Here is a 19080-nt window from a genome sequence, read left to right as displayed (position 1 = left end):
TCGGTCTCACATGGATGTGGGGCTATTGTCTTGGGCTAGTTGAGATAGGAAACGTGAAATCAAAGGGATTTACGCTGATGGAAATCACCATAGTGCTCACCACTTTGGCTTTCATCGCATTAGCTGCTTTACCGGTACTACTCGATATTCATCGCCAAGCATACGCTGCGATGCTGCACAGTTCTCAGTCTTCTTTAGGTACGGCTCTCAAATTCTTCCATGCTCAATCTGTGATTGATAACGCTTACGACCAAGAGCACGTTCACTACATTGACCGACAAGTCAAAACACGCAAAGGCATGCCAGAAGCCAGCGCCGACAGTATTCGTGCTTTATTAGAAATAGACCTGCCTGCCAGAGGCTACTCGAAAATTGACGTGCCGTGCAAAGGCAGTGATTTTTGTATCATCGGTCAGCAGCACCCGAACAGCGCTCATTTTGTCGCGATTCCTGATTATCAGTTCTTAGATAAATCGGGTGTTGATCGCGTGGTGTACATTTGGCCGCAGGGTTACACATTGGCAGAAGAAGCGTGCTACTTCTACTATGTGAATCAAGCCTCGACCGATTCAATTGTTCGAGGGCATGTGACGCAAGGGTGTTAGTCCCAATTAAGCTTTGTGAAAAACGGTTATCGAGAATCTACAAATCGGGGTTGTTCGAACGGCGTTGCGCTTTATTCAATACCATTTTTTGACTCATTAAGACCTTGCCATTTGGCAAGATCACTTCCCCAAGTTCTCCCTGATGTTCAAACCCAAAGCGTTTATACAAAGCAATCGCTGGTGTGTTGGTTTTGTATACGTTGAGTACGATTTGGTCATAGCCAAACGCCCAACCGCGCGCGATTGCCATTGATAATAATTTCCGTCCTAATCCTTTGCCTCGGTAGTTTTTGTCGATGTGAATACCAAGAATACCGACGCGAATGAGCTGCCCGCGTTCGTAACCGCACATTTCTGCAGGGAAGATTTCAACGCTGCCGATAAGCTCTTGGCGGTCAAACGCGACAAACTGAGGGATGGATTCGTTCTCAACACGTTGCAGGATGCTACGAAGTGTTGCGTTATCGGGGGCTGGAGAAATCAAAAACTCCCCCTCGGAGTACACCCGATTCCACAGCGCGGTGAAGCGCTCGAGATCGCTCACCTTGATGGGGCTGATTTGCATTCATCTTCCTTGATTAGTGCAGGTAACGGTTAGGGTATAAGCTCAGATAAACACCGAATTTGATTGGGAATGGGCTCGGCTGGTGCATCAGCGCCCGTTGGGTTAAACCAAATTGTGTTTACGCCCGCTTGCATGGCGGGATAAATGTCTTTGTGAGGTAAATCGCCGACCATGGTTATTTCACTCACGTTAACCCCTAACTGTTTTGCGACGGCGAGATAAAACTCAGGTTGGTTTTTAGCGATACCGAGGTTGGCAAAACAAAAATAGCCATTTAAGAATTGGTCCAAGTCGACACGGACGAATGCACGCTGAACCTCTTCCATGTTGGAGTCAGACGCGCTGGTCGCAATATAAATGGGATGATTTTGGGAAAGTACTGCCAGCGTTTCGGTGGCCTGAGGAACCGTTTCTACGTGTTCCCAATCGCACATTTTTCCTTGTGCGTGAGGGAAATCTACCATCAAGGTGTTCCCCCAATCGAAAAGATAAATCATGTTCGAATCTCCTTTACACCCAGGCATCTTGAAGTCACTTGGGTATATCAGTACATCATATCGCCTTTTCTAAAATCGGGGGACAAATCGAAGTGATAAATGCGATTTAGTCGGCTTTAGTCGTGAAAAGCGTTTAATTGCCGCTATCGTTACAAATGTTTCAGCATAATGCGTGAGTTAGTTTTAAAACCTTGATTATCGTAAAAACGCTGTGCTGGCTGATTGAATTCCATCACTTCCAATCGAACTTGCGTGGCATTGGCATCGCGCGCCCATTGCTCGCAAGCTTGGAGCAGTTGACGACCGATTCCTTGCTGTTTTTGCTCTTCATCGACAACGATCGTCCCCACGCGGCAAATTGGGTCTTTGATCAGAAAACTGACGGTGTCGTTTTGGGTGATCATCGCGGTTAAGAAGCCGAGAATTTGCTGTTCGCGTTCTGCAACCAAAAAGAGTCGCTCTTTGTTCTCTAGTGCTTGCGCAAGAAATTCGCGATCAGCTTCTGAAGGCGCAACAAAGGCTTCTGGCGCATTCGCAAAATGCAGTGAATTGATCTGAAAATTAAGCTGAAAAATTCCGTCTAAATCATTGGGAGTAGCTTGTCGGATGTGGATTTGCATTCTATCTGCCCCCAGCAATATCGATAAATGATCCTGTGACATAAGAAGCTTCGTCACTCAGTAGCCAAGCGATCGCATTCGCCACTTCTTCTACTGTGCCGCCGCGTTTAAGAGGAATTTGAGGGCTCAGTCTATCCACTCGGTTTGGTTCTCCGCCGTTGGCATGCATATCGGTATAAATGAAACCAGGTCGAACGCCATTGACGCGAATATTGCGCTCTGCCAACTCGAGCGAGAGCCCTTTAGTTAAGGTATCCATCGCGCCTTTTGATGTGGCGTAATCAACATACTCAAATGGCGCGCCTGAGCGTGACGCTCCAGAGGAGACATTCACAATGGCACCGCCCGCACTGAATCGCTTCGCCGCTTCTCGACAGCAGAGGAAACAACTGACGACATTCGTGTTCATCACAGTTTGGAAGCGCTCCAAGCTGATGTCGGCCAAAGGCGATTGGGTAAACAGCACGCCCACGTTGTTGACCAAGTGCGTCACTGCACCAAATTCGCGTTCTGTTTCATTAAACAAGGAGAGCACTTGCTGCTCATCGGCTACGTCTGCGGCGATGGCAATGGCTTTCCCGCCGTTTGCTTGTATTTCTGCCACAATTTGGCCGGCAGCTTCTTGCTGAGTTCGGTAATTAACGCAAACGCGATAGCCTTGCTCGGCCAGCTTTTTCGCAGTTGCGGCCCCAATGCCTCGGCTTGCGCCAGTAACGATGACTACTTTATTCAAAATACGTCCTTATTTTTGTCGCGAGTAGATTTTATCGGCGTAGTGTTTGCCACCGATTTGGTATGCGTCTGGAATGACTTGAGAGAGTTCGAAGCCGCATTTTGTGAGTACGCGCTCTGATGCGACATTTCCTTCGGTCACTGTGGCTGAAAAGCGGAGGATATCGTGCGTGGTTTCTGCCCAGTGCAGCAAAGCCTCAAGTGTTTCTGTGCCGAATTGCTGGCCATGAAACTCGGGCAGCAGCAAATAGCCCACTTCGGCTTTGTCTTCCTCTAGTACAAAACCCGTGATCCCAATAGGTTGTTGAGTATTTGCATCGAAAATGGTCAAGCACAACCAATGGTCACACTCTGGTGTCCAGCTCGCTAAACGAGATTCAAACTTGTCGCGTAACACTCGCTCATCAGGTTTATCGAAGCAGAGAGTGATGACACTCGGCTCGATATGTAAACGCTGAAATAGCGCCCAATCTTCTGCTCTGATCGGGCTCATTTTGGTTCTGGGTGTAGATATGAGAGTCGACATGCACATCCTTAATGCATCGAGTTGAATTGCCAGTCTCTCATTCTCTTAGCTTATTGATCAAACCGTTCAATTTAGAAAAGTGATTTATGTTGTGAATGTCGAATTGTGCAAAAAATTTGCGTTAGATATGAATTCATGGGGGCTAAATAACGAAATTTCATTCTTGAGACGCAGAGAGCAACACGGTAATGATGTGGATCAAGAGTTATCTACCCACAAAGTAGTAATTTGCGACCTATAATTACATTTTATTTGGAAGTGTTGCGAATTATGTCAATAAAAAAACGATATATTGCATTGCTAGTTGCTGCTGGCGTTGGTGTGGGTTGGTTAACTTTGGGCGGCAGTGCAGCGGTGATGCACTACACGTCTGACACTGAGTTTTGTGTCTCATGCCACTCTATGGAAATCCCTTATAAAGAGTATCAAGGCTCAGTTCATTTCAGTAATGCAAAGGGCATTCGCGCGGAATGTTCTGACTGTCATATTCCTCAAGAACCAATGGATTACCTGATCACCAAAATTCGTGCGTCGAAAGACATTTACCACGAATTTGTGACAGGCAAGATCGACACGCCAGAGAAATACGAAGCACATCGTAAAGACATGGCTGAAACTGTATGGGCTCAGTTCCGTGAAAACGATTCAGCGACGTGTCGTTCGTGTCATGATTTCGATGCAATGGAAGAGTTTGAGCAATCACGCGATGCGGCGAAGATGCACGAATACGCGAAAGCGAACGATCAAACGTGTATCGATTGTCACAAAGGTGTGGCTCACTTTGCACCAGAAGCAGAGCTAGACAGCAAAGCATTCGAAACGCTGATGAGCTTCACGACGAAGACAGCTGCTAACGCGAAGGTAGTTTACCCAGTAACGACGATTAATATGGGTGAAATGGGTACCATCAATCCAACAACAAAACTGGAAGTGATGAGCGCGGAAGGCGACAACCGCACTGTTAAGTTGAACGCATTCCAAATGAAAGGTGCAGAACAAGTGCTTTACATGGGAGAAGGTCAACGTGCCATCGTAGCAACGCTAACAGAGCAAGGCCAACAAGCGCTTGAAGCTGGTGAATTTGAGGCGGATGTTTACGGCAACGAATGGCGCGCGGTTTCTCTAACAGGTGCTATTGATTCTCCAGTTGTAGACACGCTTGATCCAGTATGGTCATACGCAGAAGAGTTGGACAACGTTTACTGTGCCACTTGTCACGCGAAAATTCCTTCAAATCACTTCACAGTGAATGCATGGGGACCGGTAGCGAAAAGTATGGGTGATCGAACTGATATTTCAGCCGAGAACCTAGAAATTCTAACCAAGTTCTTCCAGCACCACGCGAAAGATGTGGTTGGTCACTAACGATAAATAGAAGGATAAGATTATGACTAATATGACCCGTCGCGGATTTCTAAAAGGCACTGGTATGGCGGCTGGTGCAATGGCATTCACTTCGTTTGCACCTATGTCTGTTGCGTCTTCTAATGCTCGCGGCAAAGGCATTCTAACGGCGGGCCGCATGGGCCCAATGTTGTGTGAAGTACAAGATGGTAAGTTGGTTTCGACCACCAATGCTCTGCCTCAAACTGTACCAAATAGCCTACAAAGCACCGGTCCTGACCAAGTGCACACTAAAGCGCGTGTTAAGTACCCAATGGTTCGTAAAGGTTACTTGGCAAACCCATCGGCTCCCGAAGGCGTTCGCGGCAGCGATGAATTTGTACGCGTGTCTTGGGATGAAGCTTACAAGCTGATCCACGAGCAGCACATGCGCATTCGTAAAGAATATGGCCCGGCTTCTGTGTTTGCTGGTTCTTACGGCTGGCGTTCAAGTGGCGTGCTGCACAAAGCACAAACCTTGCTGCAACGTTACATGAGCATGGCGGGTGGCTATTCAGGCCACTTGGGTGACTATTCAACGGGTGCTGCGCAGATCATCATGCCGCACGTTGTGGGCTCTATCGAAGTGTACGAGCAACAAACCACGTACCCAGTGGTACTAGAGCACAGTGATGTGGTTGTGCTTTGGGGCTTAAACCCAATTAACACCCTAAAAATCGCGTGGAGCTCAACAGACTGCGCGGGTCTTGAGTTCTTCCATCAGTTGAAAAAATCAGGCAAGACGGTTATTGCGATTGACCCTATTCGTTCTGAAACCATTGAATTCTTTAGCGAGAATGCGGAGTGGATTGCTCCTCACCCAATGACCGACGTGGCAATGATGATGGGTATCGCACACACCTTAGTGAAACAAGGTAAGCACGATAAAGCCTTCCTCGATAAATACACCGCAGGTTACGACAAGTTTGAAGCGTACCTGATGGGCGAAGAAGACGGCGTAGAAAAATCAGCAGAATGGGCATCACAAATCTGTGGCGTACCTGCGAAGCAACTTGAGCTATTGGCTGACATCTTCAGTAAAAACCGCACCATGCTGATGGCGGGTTGGGGCATGCAGCGCCAACAATACGGTGAGCAGCGTCACTGGATGCTGGTTACACTGGCAACGATGTTGGGTCAAATCGGTTTACCGGGCGGTGGTTTTGGTTTCTCTTATCACTACTCAAACGGTGGTAACCCTGCTCGTGACGCTGGCGTACTTCCTGCGATTTCAGCATCACTGGGTGGCGGCTCTTCTGCGGGTAACGACTGGGCGGTATCTGGCGCGGTGCAAAGCTTCCCTGTGGCGCGTATTGTCGAGGCGTTGGAAAACCCAGGTCAATCCTACCATCACAACGGTCATGAACTGACGTTCCCAGATATCAAGATGATTTGGTGGGCAGGTGGTGCGAACTTTACTCACCACCAAGACACCAACCGCTTGATTAAAGCATGGCAAAAGCCTGAACTGATCGTGATTTCAGAACCTTACTGGACAGCGGCTGCGAAGCACGCGGACATCGTTCTGCCAATCACCACATCGTTCGAGCGTAACGACTTAACGATGACGGGTGACTACAGTAACCAACACTTGGTGCCAATGAAGCAAGTGGTTGAGCCGCAAGGTGAAGCGCGTAATGACTTCGATGTATTCGCGGACATGGCAGAGATGCTAGCACCGGGTGGCCGTGATGTGTACACCGAAGGCAAAACCGAAATGGAATGGTTGTACGGCTTCTACAAGGCGGCGCAACAAGGTGGCCGTGGCTCTCGCATTGCAATGCCGAACTTCAGCAAGTTCTGGGAAGATAACCAACTGATCGAGATGAAGTGGAACGAGAAGAACGCACAGTTTGTTCGTTACGCGGATTTCCGTGAAGACCCGATCATGAACCCGCTAGGTACGCCAAGTGGTAAGATTGAAATCTTCTCGAAAACCATTGAAGGTTACCAGTTGGAAGACTGTCCTCCACACCCTACGTGGATGGCACCAACCGAGTACACCGGCAATGCAAAAGATGGCGAGTTGCAGTTAATGACCGCGCACGCAGCACATCGTCTACACAGCCAGTTTAACTACGCGAAGATTCGCGAAGAGTACGCAATTGCAAACCGTGAACCTATTTGGATTCACCCTGAAGATGCGAAAGCGCGTGGTATTAAAACGGGCGATCTAGTTCGTGCGTTTAACAACCGTGGCCAAGTATTGGTTGGCGCGGAAGTGACTGACCGAATCAAGCAGGGTTCAGTATGTATTCATGAAGGCGGTTGGCCGGATTTGGATCCGAAAACCAGCATTTGTAAGAACGGCGGTTGTAACGTGTTAACGTTGGATATTCCGACCTCTCGACTTGCAAACGGCTGTGCGGCGAACTCGGCACTGGTTCGTATTGAAAAATACACTGGCCCAGAATTAGAACTAACAGCGTTTGAACCACCAAAAAATGGCTAGAAAAAAGTAGCGCTTGAAAGCAAGAAGCCAGCGAATCGCTGGCTTCTTTTTTTTCTAGTAATCGTTCACATTAGCGCGAAGCGAGAGAAACAAACGGCATCTGTTTCTTAATCTGAAATGTCGGGAGTAAAGTAAATACAATCGCGACAAACAAGACTGAGCCTATTAAATCTTCAGGGCGATGCATGCCCAGCCATAAGCGGCTATATGCGACGCTCATACCCCACATCCACAATGACAGTGCAGAGATATAGCACTTGTTCTGTAAGAACAACCCACCAAAGAAAGCCAAACAAATCGAAACGAAAATCGTATGGCCCGACGGGAAAGAATAGTCTTTCTCGCCTTGCCAATGGCGCGTCCGCCAATCACTGACTTGTTCAGAAATCTGGTTAATTACGTTGGCTTGTTGCTTTGTATCTAACTGATAAAACGTTTCTGGTGTTTCAATTAATTGTTCTGCTGCGAGCAATTCCGTGTACGGGCGCGGGCTTTCTGTCATCAGTTTTAGCCCCGTTTTGCTGGCAAAGCCAATCACAAGTAACAACCCTAACATTGAGAGTTTTTGCATCCACTCAGTGCGACTTGGCTTAAAGCGAAATAAAGAAAGCAGTAGCAGTGTTAAGGTAATTAAAAAGCCTTTGCTGCCAGCAGAGTCAGTGAGCAAAGTAAAAGTAATACCCAGACTTTCAGGCACCTGTGAAGTGAGATCGTGATAAGAGCCAAACAGCGATATTGGGATGATGCCAAGAACAAACAAGGCGAGCATCATCAATCCATATTTTTTGGTTTTCATTGAGAGCGTTTTGTTTTTATTGAGGGTTATTCAACCACGTGAAAATAAGGGACTTATCTTACGTTATCTGGCGTGAAAAACTTATCAACGCTTTGTCAATTTGACGAGAGAATGAAGGTTGAGTGATGAATTGATGATATTTATCCGGAAGGTAAAGGCGCTCATCCTTAAGCGCTGGGGTCTTAATCCATCAGAGAAAGTAAGTATTCTGCTGCTTTGGTTGGGTTTTCTGCATGACAAATGGCAGAAACCAAAGCCAAACCATGCACACCTGTCGCACTCAGAGCAGGAATGTTGGTTTCGTTGATGCCACCAATAGCAACGATTGGTAAAGACGTGGTGTTCAGCGCCATCTTCAAACCTTCAATACCCCAGTGTTTTTTGGTGTTGGTTTTGGTTGGCGTAGCGAAGATGGCACTCAAGCCGATGTAATCAATGGGCAGAGAATCCGCCTCTGCCAGTTGATCTTCAGTCTCAATCGATAAGCCGAGAATCTTGTTTGGGCCAATCAATTGACGAGCGATCTCTGCTGGCATGTCTGACTGCCCGAGGTGAACACCATCGGCATCGACGGCAAGGGCAACATCAACACGATCATTGATGATTAACGGGACGCCAGTGCCTTCAAGGATCGTCTTCACGGCTTGAGCTCGTTCAATAAATGCACGAACGTCACCATGTTTTTCGCGCACCTGTACCATGGTGACCCCACCTTCTACCGCCTTTCTTACAACGTGTTTGAGAGTGGATAAATCTTGTTGGTCGTCGGTGACCAAATACAAACGATAGGCGTTCATTGTGTTTCCTTTCGCCTCCCACTTTCGTTGGAGTGAGAGGCGTTTAAAGCATTGAGAAGCGATTTATCTCACTTGTAATTTAAGACGTGTTGCCAGTGTTTCTTCATCCAGTTGGTAAAGCTCATCCAAAAGATGCATTTGCAAGCTACCTGGCCCTCGCGCTTGCTCTGCCGCAATTTCACCCACAACGCCAAGCACCGCTGCCGCAGCAAGGCCTGTTTCGTCGCCGATTGCTGCGAACGCGCCAGTCAGTGCCGTTAGTGTGCAACCCATGCCCGTTACGTATGGCATCATCTCGTGACCATTATTCAGCTGGACGGTTTGCTCTTTTGTCACGATGTAGTCAGTTTCGCCGGAGATCACCACGCTCGCTCCGTACTCTTCAACCAAGAAGTGAGCCGCCCCAAGGGCTGCATCACTACTGTCGAGTGCATCTACACCTTTGCTTTGTGCTTGCTCACCAGCGAGAGCAATAATTTCGGACGCATTACCACGAATGATTAACTTGTTTGCAAGGCGGGCGATTTCGCGCGAGGTTTCGGTGCGCAGTGAACTTGCGCCGCAACCGACAGGGTCGAGCACAACGATTTTACCGTTCGAGTTGGCTTGCTCGACGGCATAGCTCATGCGCGGCGTCCAAACGCTGTCTAGGGTGCCGATGTTGATCACCAAAGCGCCTGCAAACGACATCATTTCTGCCATTTCTTGCTTTGAATGCGCCATGATTGGCGAAGCTCCGATAGCCAACAAAGCGTTCGCCGTGTTGTTCATCACCACGTAGTTGGTAATGTTCACGACTAAAGGCTTTTGCTGACGCACTGCGGTTAATGCTTGAGTGATTTGTTCTATTAACATGAGATTCTCCAATTAACCTTATTGTGCGTTTAGACCTTGTTGCCAAAACGCCACTTCCATACGCGTTGCGGTTTTGAAGACCTGAATCAGGTTTTGACCGCGCTGGCTGTGGATGTCGATTTCAGCCAGCAACTGGTTAAAGTGTTCGGCCCCACTTGCCACGCCTGATTGGAACTCTTCACCGCCGTACAAGTTAATCCAACTTGCGTAAGGATTGCCTTCGAATACCGTGTTTTCATCTTCAATCAGCATTTTACCAATGACGGCGTAGCCGATGGAGCAAGGGGCGAGCGCGGCATACAAGTCAACTAAGTCGCCCGTCATTCCCGCATCCAGTACGTAGCGCGTGTAAGCCACCGTGCCAAAATCTTCCGGCTCGTTTTCGAGATCAGATTCCGTCAAGCCCCACTGACCGCAGTAGGTAACATGGTGGGTAATCTCTGAATCTAAAAGCGCATGTACACTTGGTAGTGCGCGGCGCATGTCGTCTAACGTACGTGCTTTGTAGATTGCCAGCGCATAAGCTCGTGCGTACTGTTTTAGGAATAAGAAATCTTGTTTCAAGTAATGCAGAAAACAAGGTTGAGCCAGTGTGCCTTTGGCTAATTGCTGCACGAAGGCATGCTCAGTGTATTCTTGCCAATCTTGGCGGCAAGCGTCGATCAAATCTTGGTATTTCATAATGAGACTGCCTCGTAATTAGTCAAAGCTCGGTACGTAATCTTTCGCTTTTGGTAGCGTTTCGATGATTTTTTGTGAGTACATGAACTCGGCGTAATCGTCATAGCGTTTTAGGTCGACTGCTGATGGGCGAAGCGCGAAACGAGTTAATGTGTCATTCCAAGCGCGTTGGTTGAGTTCGTTATTTAGCGTGTCTGGCGAGTAAGCGACAAACTCTTTCCAAGACTTTTTAGGGTGGTTGACGATGTAAGTGGTCGCTTGCTCCAGCGCTTTGTTGAACGCTTTAATAGCCGCTTTGTCGTAGGTTTTTGCATTCGCCACAAACACCAGTTCGTCATACGCTGGTACGCCGTGTTCTTCTGGGAAGAAGGCTTTGGCTTTGTAGCCTTCTAGCGCAAGTTGGTTGGTTTCGAAGTTACGCAAGCCGCCCCAAATAGCGTCTACTTTCCCTGAGGCAAGAGAGGAAGAGAGTGCCCAACCGACGTTGATGATTTGCACGTCAGAAAACTTCACGTTCTCCTGCGCAAGCATGGTGCCGATTGTCGCCTCTTCGTTACCTGCGATCGCAATACCGATCTTCTTGCCTTTAAGGTCGCCAAGGTTGTCGTTCTTGCCGTTATCCAACACCATCAATGTGTTGAGGGGAGTAGCAATCAAGGTCGCAGAGCGAATTAATGGCAAGCCAGCCGCTACGTCGATGGTCAGGCTAGGTTGGTATGAAATCGCCATATCGACTTTGCCAGCCGCAACTAGTTTGGGTGGAGTGCTTGGGTCGGCGGGTTCTTGGATATTGATCTTCAAACCTTGCTGTTTAAAGTAGCCGCGCTCTTGTGCGATCACGATAGGGCCATGGTTCGGGTTAACGAACCAATCCAGCATTAAAGTAAGCTCCTTTTCGGCAGCAAGTACGTTAGTTGAAACGATTGAAGCGAGCAGAGCAGCAGCGCTCATGAGTTTGTTTTTATTCACGGGGTTCTTCCTTTTTCTTTCCCTATTTGTTTTCCCAGGGAATGGCTTTTTTCAGTAATTTGTCAGTGGTGAAATAGAGTGCGATAGACAGCGCGGCGAGAATAAACAGCGCCGCGAACATCTCATCGATGATCATGCGTGCGTTGGCTTGCAGCATCAGATAGCCTAGGCCCTCACTTGAGCCGACCCATTCACCTACCACGGCACCAATCGGCGCAATAACCACGGCAACACGAATACCAGACGCTAACGTTGGCAGGGCGGCAGGTAGTTGAATATGGCGCAGTAATTGCCATTTCGATGCGCCCATGGTTTTGGCAAGATCGAGGTAACCAGTTGGTGTATTGCGTAAACCGTCGTAGCAACATGTCGTGACGGGAAAAAAGATGATGATCGCCGCCATTACTACTTTCGATGCAATGCCGTAACCCAGCCAAAGCATGAGCACTGGCGCGATAGCAAATACTGGAATTGCTTGGCTAGCGATAAGAATCGGCAATAGCCAGCGTTTGAGCGGCTCGAACATCAGCATTTGCAAAGCGAATAGCAAACCCATCGATAAGCCGAGTGCGAGGCCAAGTAGGATCTCTTGTGCTGTTACCCAAGTGTGTTTGAGTAGCACGTCGTATCGAGTCACTAATCTATTCAATACTTCAATTGGCGAAGGCAAGATGAATCTTGGCATGTCAAACACCACTACAATGAGTTGCCACAAACCTAAGATCACCGCTGCGCTGATCAGCAGACGCAACGCCGGATGAGTTACGCGTTCCTTTTTACTAATACGCGCCGAAACGGAGTTGTACTGAGTCATATCACTCATAGTCTTTCTCCAACTGATCCAAAATCGCCTGCTGTAGCGCTGCGCACTCTCCATCGAGAGATCTTGGTGGCTTGGAGTCCGGAACAACCAAGTGCTGCGCTTGAGCGGGCGTGCCTTGCAACACATAGAGTTGGTGTGCCAATCGCACTGCTTCTTGTGGATCGTGCGTAATCAAGACAACGGTTTTGTCCTTTAGTAACTCGGCAGAGAGAGTTTGCAATTTGTGCCGAGTCACGGCGTCCAATGCCGAGAAAGGTTCATCCATCAAAACCAAAGGTTTGTCTTGCATCAGAGTGCGAGCAAGGGCTACGCGCTGTCGCATACCTCCAGAGAGTTGAGCGGGTTTGGCGTAAGCGTAATCTGCTAACCCAACGTGCTCTAACAAGTTGAGAGCACGTTGTTTCTCATCCGCTGGATTTGAATTGGCGTAAGAAAAGCGCGAGCTAAGGCAGACGTTATCCAGCACGTTAAGCCACGGTAGCAATAAATCCTGCTGAGCCATGTAAGCGATACGGTCATGCAGTGCTGCGCCGTCGGTTGTGATGAGTTCGCCATGCCAGTCAACTTGGTCATCCAGTAGGCCAGCTAAGTAACGCAATATCGTTGTTTTTCCGCAGCCACTTCGCCCGAGTAATACCGTCCATTGACCGATAGGAATGGTCATGTTCACTCCCGCTAAAGTCGGTGTTTGGCTGTCTTTGTATTGCAAACTGGCGTCGGCAAGCTGAATGCCAATCGCGTTAGCGAACATAGGTATGACCCGCAAAGAAATGATGTACTGGTCCGTGACCTTTCCCCACTTCCAATTCATCCGCATGAGCGATGGCTTGGCTGATGTACTGTTTTCCTAAATGCACGGCTTTGTGCAGGTTGTTGCCTTGACCAAGGTAAGACGCAATAGCGGAAGACAGTGTACAGCCCGTACCGTGGGTGTTTTGGGTCGGAAAACGCTTGGCGCTGATTAACTCGACACTGTTTTGCATGATCAGCAGATCGTTGCTGTTTTCATCTTCTTCAAGGTGACCGCCTTTGAGCAGAATGGCTTTGGCACCAAGCGCACGAAGGTCGTCAATCATGTCACTCATTTCTGCCTCAGATTGAGGTACAGGCTTACCTGTCAGTGCTGCACCCTCTGGCAGGTTAGGAGTGATGATGTCTGCCAGAGGAATTAGTTCTTCTTTTAATGTGCTGATTGCTGATTGCTCAAGTAGCAAATCGCCGCTGGTGGCGACCATGACGGGATCTATCACAAGATGTTTAGGCTGGTACTGTCTGATCTTGCTTGCCACCACTTTGATGATGTTCGAATCCGCCAGCATGCCGACTTTTACCGCCACAATATTGAGATCGGTAAACACCGCATCGAGTTGGCTTTCAACGTGATCAAGTGGGATAGGGAAAATGGCAGAAACGCCTTGTGTGTTTTGCGAAGTGATGGCGGTAATGACCGAGCATGCAAAGCTGCCTGTTGCCGACATCGCTTTGATGTCTGCTTGAATACCTGCGCCGCCGCCACTGTCGGAGCCTGCGATGGTCAATACGATAGGGGTAGGTAAGGCTGGCGTCTGATGTGAATAAGGCTGTGATTGCTGCGTCATGGTCGCTCCTATTACAAGACGTATAGGAACTGACTTTGACCGCTGTGGGCAGATCGATTGTTCGATCGTTTCACTCGCCAAAGAGAGGCGGCGAAAGGCAAAGTGTGCATAGTTCCCTACGTCAGTGCTAACTGAATCAGGTTCAACGGGTCTCGAATTTCGATCTCAGCCAACGCTTATCACGTGGCCCCCCGACTATTTCGCTCGGATGATAACAGGACGCTTACTCAAGAGATACGTTTTTTGAGAGTAATTATTATTGAGTATTCAATTATGCGAAGTGAGTGATAGAGTAAGCTTCTTAATACTTTGTTGCGCGGAATTTTCCAGTGCAACGCTCTGATGAAAGAGCAGAAACTGGAATATTAAATAAAGAGTCGTGGTCTCTTTTGGCAAGGATTAGCATAAAACAAGGTTAAAAAACTGTTAAAATTTAACGCGTTGCCAATTTAACTTTACGGAATTTATCGGAAGTTATTTAGGAAGGCTAAGACGATCATCGAGCAAGGAGACTTCATGCTTAATTCTGTAACAGCGAAGGCAGTGATCGATCATGCTCTCTTTTTAGGAGCTGATTTCGCTGAGCTATTCGTTGAACATCACCAAACCAACACCGTCCAGATCGCATCTGGTGAGGTGGATAATGTAAATTCAGGTATCGATTTTGGTATCGGTATTCGCCTCTTCTTCGGTCACAAAGTGCTTTACGGTTACACCAACAGCACGGACGAAACCGAACTAAAACGCGTGACATCACTGCTTGCAGCGAAAGACAAGCGTGAGCAAATCGCGTCAGCGGGTTCTTTGAATTTGAACCGATACCCAATCCAACATGGTTGCAGCATGCCGCTAAGTAAGGATGCTAACCTAGATTCAAAAATCGCATTTCTATTGAAAGTTGACCAAGCTGCGCGTGCAGAAAGTGAATACATCAGCCAGTTCATTGGTAGTGTGCTTCAGCGCGAGCAGCAAGTGTCTATCTTCAACTCAGAAGGTTTGCATGTAGACGATACGCGTCACTACATTCGTGTTGCGGGTAACACAGTTGCCCAGAAAGGCAATGAGCAATCTTCTGGCATGGAAGGCCCGGGGGCACTTGCCGGTTGGGAGTTTAGCGAACAGATCGATGCGAAAGAGCTGGGTCAAACTATCGCTCAACAAGCGTTAGTGAAATTGGGCGCGGATGCTTGTCCATCGGGTGAAATGCCTGTGGTAATTGGTAACGGCTTTGGCGGCGTTATCTTCCACGAAGCGTGTGGCCACCTGCTAGAAACCACTTCGGTTGCGAAAAAGGCGTCAGTATTCCACGACAAAATGGGTGAGATGATCGCTCATACCGCAGTAAACGCAGTAGATGATGGCACTATGACCAACGAATGGGGCTCAATCCACGTTGATGACGAAGGTTTGCCAACGCAGCGTACCCAACTGATCAAAGACGGTAAGCTAACTAGCTTTATGGTTGATAAAATGGGCGGCATGAAGACAGGTTACGAGCCAACAGGCTCTGGTCGTCGTCAGAACTACAAGTTCGCACCAACCTCGCGCATGCGCAATACCTTTATCGAAGAAGGCGAGCATTCACTCGATGAAATGCTTGCGGGAATCGAACGCGGTATTTACGCCAAGAAGATGGGTGGTGGCTCCGTTCAACCAGGGACGGGCGAATTTAACTTCGCTGTTCGTGAAGCGTATTTGATTGAAAACGGCAAAATTACCAAGCCTTTGAAAGCGGCGACACTAATCAGCACTGGTCCTAAAGTATTGAAAGAAATCAGTATGGTCGGTAAGGACATGGCACTTGCTCCAGGTATGTGTGGTTCAGTGAGTGGCTCAGTACCTACAACAGTCGGCCAACCAACCCTTAAAGTGGACAATATTCTGGTAGGAGGCGGTAACTAATGAGCCAAGAACAACAACTTCTAAAAGCGGTTGATTACATCCTGTCAGAAGCCAAACGCCAAGGTGCGGAAGCGGATGTGATTGTGAACCGTAACAGCAGCTTTTCGCTGAAAGCAAACCAAGGCAAGCTGGATGAGTACAAAGTCAGCTCAAGCCAAGTGCTGGGTGTTCGAGTCATTAAAGATGCTCGTGTCGCGACCAGTTATTCTGAATCACTAGAGCAACCAAGTTTAGATTTGATGCTCACCAACGCGCTGCAAAGTGCTCGTTTTTCTAAGCAAGATGAACATCAAACCATCAGCTGCGTAAACAGCAAAATCACCACTGATATTGCAGAAATTGCGCAAGACGATACCACATCGGTCGATGAGAAAATTGAACTGTCCCTCGCGCTTGAACAAGGTGTTGTGGCTCAGCCTCACGCTTCAAGCTCACCATACAATGGTTATAGTGACGGCGAAACTCAGCTCATCATCGCGAATACTCAAGGTACGTTATGTCAACATTTCGAGCGATCGTTCACTTGTTACGCGTATACCCTGTTTGAAAAAGACGGCAAACAGTCGATGGCGGGAAGAATGTCGCTAGGTCGCCGTTTTGATGAGTTGAATCCAACTTACTGCATTGAAGGCGGTTACAACCTTGCTCGCGATCTTCTTGATGGAGTACCAGTTGCGACAGGTAACTATCCAGCCATCTTCCACATCAATGCGCTAAGCAGCCTGTTTGGTGCATTTGGCAGTGCGTTTTCTGGTGTGAGTGCGATGAAAGGCATCTCGCCACTGGGTGACAAGCTTGGTCAAAGCGTAGCAAGTGAACTTCTCACCTTTACCGATGCGGCATACATGCCAAATGGTATGGCTATCGCAGGGTTTGATAGTGAAGGTTTTGCCACTCAAGACAATGTGTTGATCGCCAATGGCCAACTGAATACGCTATTGCACAATAGCCAAACAGCGAGTTATTTAGGTGCAGTGTCGACGGCAAGTGCTGCTCGCGGTGCGAAATCGAGCCTAGACGTATCGGCAAATCATAAAGTGATTGCGACAGGCAACAGCAGTGCGTCAGAAGTCAAAGCAGGTGAATACCTAGAATTAGTGGAACTGCAAGGGGTTCACTCTGGTGCAGATGCTGTCAGTGGTGATTTCTCATTTGGTGCGAGTGGTTTCTTGTGCCGTGATGGTCAGCGTGTTCAACCTGTGCGCGGAATTACAGTTGCAGGTAACTTCTATAAGATGCTGCAAGAAGTAGAAGCTGTGGGTGATACGCAGCTTATTAATGATAGCCGCACTTTCTTCGCGCCAGATGTGCGTTTTGCTCGACTGAGTATTGGCGGTAAATAAGCGCGGCATAGAAAGTCAGAAACAAAAAAGAGGACTCAATCGAGTCCTCTTTCATCATCTAGCAACGTGTACGCGAATAACTAGAATTCGCGGATATCCAGTTCGTTGTGGATCAATACTACACACTGAGAAGCAAACAGCATCTTAGGTCCAAGGCTGATTTTCTCAGTACCTAGGCGCTTCAAGCTGTTGAACGACTTCTTCGGCATCGGAATGTGGTCGGTTAGCAAGAAGCATGGGTTTTCACCAATTTCTGCATCACGAACAAATTCGCCTTTCTTGTCCAACATATAAAGTTGGTGGTCTTCCGCCAGTTCTTGAACCAAGCGTTCGAAGCTCACTGTACGAACCGTAATACCCGGCTCAACTTCACGAAGCTGCTCTTTACCCATACCAACAGATGTGTCCAACGCACGGGCAACGGCAGAGATCAACGTTGACTCGTGAAAACCACCAATATTGGTAATGTCGTTTGAACGAATGGTAATCGTGCGCGAGTAATCCTTCGTGCTCTCTAATACCAAGTGGACAACCACATCTTCACGGTGAGATTGTGCCACGAACATGGTGTTCATCATGGTATGAGCAAGGATCTCGGTATGTGCCTCGTTACCAACACCTTCTAATAGTGCTTTGCTGGTGGTTGGCGCCGCGCGAGCTCGTAAAACAAAAGAGCGCATGAACTTAGCCTCTATATAGAATAGAAAGAGTGAATGCGCGGAAGTATATACCCAAGCAGGGAACGGATGCGAGTTTAATAGTAAATGTGAACTTACTTACAAAGCTTCGATTGTGGAGCTGGGTGTGCTCGTTAGAATAGGAGGCAACCCTGTTAGGAGCGGTATATGGAAATCAAACAGATAAATAAAGACATTTATAAAAAGAAAGTAAACCTTGTGATTGGCGGTTTTGTTGCGTTGCTCGCCATCTCCTCTCTTGCCTTTAGTACCTTGTTGATTGTTTTGTTTGGCAACACTGAAGTCGTACCAGAACAATCAACGGGCAATTTCCATTGGAATTTGATTGGTGTCGTTCTCGCAGTTGCAACTTCCCTCTCTTTATTGAATCAAATTAAAACTCGACCATACATGGAAGAAGTGCTGTACGTTTGGAAACTCAAGCAACTGCACAACAAAATCTTTCGTAAACTAAAAAGCATTAAAGCAGCCGCGAGCAATGACGATGTAAAAGCGCTCACTACGCTTAAGTTCTATTACACCACGCAACGCCAAGTGTTTGAGCTAGACAACAACACATTGACGATGAGTAGTGTAAATAAAGAACTAGAGGCAATAGATCAAATCGAAGTCGACAAATCACTGCACCTTGATATTGCAAGCTTTGAAGAGGGTTGGATAGACACATACTGATTGCTTATTTGCTACTTGAAGTTAACAACTGAGCGCTAAAAATAAGCGTTTGAATGAGATTTCATCTCTCGACGCTTTTTTTTGAATTTTTTTTTAAATAGGGGTTGCCAAGAAAACTCATCTCCCTATAATGCGCCTCCGTTGTCAGGGCAAAGCGGAAACGCAAAAGCAGCTGGCAATAAGGCGAAAAAGCTTCTAAAAATTAATTTTAAAAAGTGTTTGACACTAAGAATTAGTTCATTAGAATACGCCTCCGCTTTGAGAGAAAAACTTCTCGAAAAGCAAGCTCTTTAACAATATAGACCTATCAATCTGTGTGGGCACTCGTTGATGATAATCCAATTAGATATTTCTTTCTTAACGGAAAGCGGTATCAAATTAGGTTTCAATGAAACGAAGTGACCATTGAATCTTCGGATTCAGCACAGTCAATTCAAACATTACTTTATGTAATGTTCAGTATTCATTGAGCCGAACAAAATCTTAAATTGAAGAGTTTGATCATGGCTCAGATTGAACGCTGGCGGCAGGCCTAACACATGCAAGTCGAGCGGAAACGAGTTATC

20 protein-coding genes, 1 rRNA gene and 1 riboswitch are annotated in these 19080 nt (G+C 47.6%); of the genes, 7 read left to right on the top strand and 14 right to left on the bottom strand.

Annotation, left to right across the window (positions count from 1 at the left end):
* The first annotated feature begins 14 nt into the window (after positions 1 to 14).
* Positions 15 to 605 carry a type II secretion system protein gene (locus NL646_RS09055; protein WP_223304377.1) on the top strand — a complete coding sequence of 197 codons (591 nt, stop codon included), beginning with the start codon at positions 15 to 17 and terminating at the stop codon, positions 603 to 605.
* A gap of 37 nt (positions 606 to 642) precedes the next feature.
* Here the strand turns inward: NL646_RS09055 and NL646_RS09050 are convergent, their stop codons facing one another.
* The 5 genes from NL646_RS09050 to NL646_RS09030 form a co-directional block, all read right to left on the bottom strand.
* Entirely contained in the window at positions 643 to 1170 is a 528-nt protein-coding gene (locus tag NL646_RS09050; protein WP_253664116.1) for a GNAT family N-acetyltransferase, read from the bottom strand.
* A gap of 29 nt (positions 1171 to 1199) precedes the next feature.
* Entirely contained in the window at positions 1200 to 1667 is a 468-nt protein-coding gene (locus NL646_RS09045; RefSeq protein WP_005497792.1) for an HAD family hydrolase, read from the bottom strand.
* A 149-nt stretch (positions 1668 to 1816) separates the two neighbouring features.
* Positions 1817 to 2287: a GNAT family N-acetyltransferase gene (locus NL646_RS09040; protein ID WP_017447017.1), complete on the bottom strand. Its 471-nt coding sequence runs from the start codon at positions 2285 to 2287 to the stop codon at positions 1817 to 1819.
* Position 2288: 1 nt separating this feature from the next.
* Complete coding sequence (locus NL646_RS09035) at positions 2289 to 3020, bottom strand: glucose 1-dehydrogenase (protein WP_253664115.1); 732 nt, start codon at positions 3018 to 3020, stop codon at positions 2289 to 2291.
* A 9-nt stretch (positions 3021 to 3029) separates the two neighbouring features.
* Entirely contained in the window at positions 3030 to 3545 is a 516-nt protein-coding gene (locus NL646_RS09030; protein WP_253664114.1) for a GNAT family N-acetyltransferase, read from the bottom strand.
* A gap of 270 nt (positions 3546 to 3815) precedes the next feature.
* Here NL646_RS09030 and NL646_RS09025 point away from each other — a divergent pair, with 270 nt between their 5' ends.
* Together NL646_RS09025 and NL646_RS09020 are read left to right on the top strand one after the other, a co-directional pair.
* Complete coding sequence (locus NL646_RS09025) at positions 3816 to 4910, top strand: NapC/NirT family cytochrome c (protein WP_005459939.1); 1095 nt, start codon at positions 3816 to 3818, stop codon at positions 4908 to 4910.
* Positions 4911 to 4932: 22 nt separating this feature from the next.
* On the top strand, positions 4933 to 7380 hold the full coding sequence (locus tag NL646_RS09020; RefSeq protein WP_253664113.1) for a trimethylamine-N-oxide reductase 2: 2448 nt from the start codon (positions 4933 to 4935) through the stop codon (positions 7378 to 7380).
* Between the two features lie 70 nt (positions 7381 to 7450).
* On the opposite strand, the gene NL646_RS09015 is transcribed toward NL646_RS09020, so the two are convergent.
* The 8 genes from NL646_RS09015 to thiD all read right to left on the bottom strand — a co-directional run bounded on the left by NL646_RS09015 (position 7451) and on the right by thiD (position 13899).
* Positions 7451 to 8176 carry a phosphatase PAP2 family protein gene (locus NL646_RS09015; protein ID WP_253664112.1) on the bottom strand — a complete coding sequence of 242 codons (726 nt, stop codon included), beginning with the start codon at positions 8174 to 8176 and terminating at the stop codon, positions 7451 to 7453.
* Positions 8177 to 8358: 182 nt separating this feature from the next.
* Positions 8359 to 8973, bottom strand: a complete 615-nt coding sequence (gene thiE, locus NL646_RS09010; RefSeq protein WP_005459945.1) for a thiamine phosphate synthase — start codon at positions 8971 to 8973, stop codon at positions 8359 to 8361.
* Positions 8974 to 9036: 63 nt separating this feature from the next.
* A complete protein-coding gene (gene thiM, locus NL646_RS09005) occupies positions 9037 to 9828 on the bottom strand; it encodes a hydroxyethylthiazole kinase (protein WP_005497806.1) in 792 nt (263 codons plus the stop codon).
* Between the two features lie 18 nt (positions 9829 to 9846).
* Complete coding sequence (tenA, locus tag NL646_RS09000) at positions 9847 to 10509, bottom strand: thiaminase II (protein WP_005497807.1); 663 nt, start codon at positions 10507 to 10509, stop codon at positions 9847 to 9849.
* A gap of 18 nt (positions 10510 to 10527) precedes the next feature.
* Entirely contained in the window at positions 10528 to 11478 is a 951-nt protein-coding gene (locus tag NL646_RS08995) for an ABC transporter substrate-binding protein (protein WP_237469547.1), read from the bottom strand.
* A gap of 22 nt (positions 11479 to 11500) precedes the next feature.
* Entirely contained in the window at positions 11501 to 12301 is an 801-nt protein-coding gene (locus tag NL646_RS08990) for an ABC transporter permease (RefSeq protein WP_237469548.1), read from the bottom strand.
* Complete coding sequence (locus NL646_RS08985; protein ID WP_253664111.1) at positions 12294 to 13052, bottom strand: ABC transporter ATP-binding protein; 759 nt, start codon at positions 13050 to 13052, stop codon at positions 12294 to 12296. Before NL646_RS08985 ends, NL646_RS08990 begins: the two co-directional genes overlap by 8 nt.
* A complete protein-coding gene (gene thiD, locus NL646_RS08980) occupies positions 13042 to 13899 on the bottom strand; it encodes a bifunctional hydroxymethylpyrimidine kinase/phosphomethylpyrimidine kinase (RefSeq protein ID WP_021450349.1) in 858 nt (285 codons plus the stop codon). The genes NL646_RS08985 and thiD overlap by 11 nt, the downstream gene beginning before the upstream one ends.
* Before the next feature lie 96 nt (positions 13900 to 13995).
* A riboswitch (TPP riboswitch) is annotated at positions 13996 to 14103 on the bottom strand.
* Between the two features lie 312 nt (positions 14104 to 14415).
* On the opposite strand from thiD, the gene NL646_RS08975 reads away from it, so the two are divergent.
* Both NL646_RS08975 and NL646_RS08970 read left to right on the top strand, forming a co-directional pair.
* Positions 14416 to 15801, top strand: a complete 1386-nt coding sequence (locus NL646_RS08975; protein WP_253664110.1) for a TldD/PmbA family protein — start codon at positions 14416 to 14418, stop codon at positions 15799 to 15801.
* Positions 15801 to 17144 (top strand): TldD/PmbA family protein, encoded by a 1344-nt coding sequence (locus tag NL646_RS08970; protein ID WP_253664109.1) that lies wholly within the window; start codon positions 15801 to 15803, stop codon positions 17142 to 17144. Before NL646_RS08975 ends, NL646_RS08970 begins: the two co-directional genes overlap by 1 nt.
* A gap of 80 nt (positions 17145 to 17224) precedes the next feature.
* Here NL646_RS08970 and trmY read toward each other — a convergent pair whose 3' ends face one another.
* Positions 17225 to 17824 carry a tRNA (pseudouridine(54)-N(1))-methyltransferase TrmY gene (gene trmY / locus NL646_RS08965; protein ID WP_023623060.1) on the bottom strand — a complete coding sequence of 200 codons (600 nt, stop codon included), beginning with the start codon at positions 17822 to 17824 and terminating at the stop codon, positions 17225 to 17227.
* A gap of 165 nt (positions 17825 to 17989) precedes the next feature.
* Between trmY and NL646_RS08960 the strand changes: the two genes are divergently transcribed.
* Together NL646_RS08960 and NL646_RS08955 are read left to right on the top strand one after the other, a co-directional pair.
* Complete coding sequence (locus NL646_RS08960) at positions 17990 to 18514, top strand: DUF3087 domain-containing protein (RefSeq protein WP_005459966.1); 525 nt, start codon at positions 17990 to 17992, stop codon at positions 18512 to 18514.
* A gap of 485 nt (positions 18515 to 18999) precedes the next feature.
* Positions 19000 to 19080: ribosomal RNA gene (locus NL646_RS08955) — 16S ribosomal RNA — on the top strand; the annotation flags it as partial.

Origin of the sequence: Vibrio sp. Y20_XG_PY13 (assembly GCF_024181925.1) — a bacterium.
In the GTDB taxonomy this organism is placed as follows: domain Bacteria; phylum Pseudomonadota; class Gammaproteobacteria; order Enterobacterales; family Vibrionaceae; genus Vibrio; species Vibrio parahaemolyticus.
This window is presented reverse-complemented; position numbering and strand designations above follow the sequence as displayed.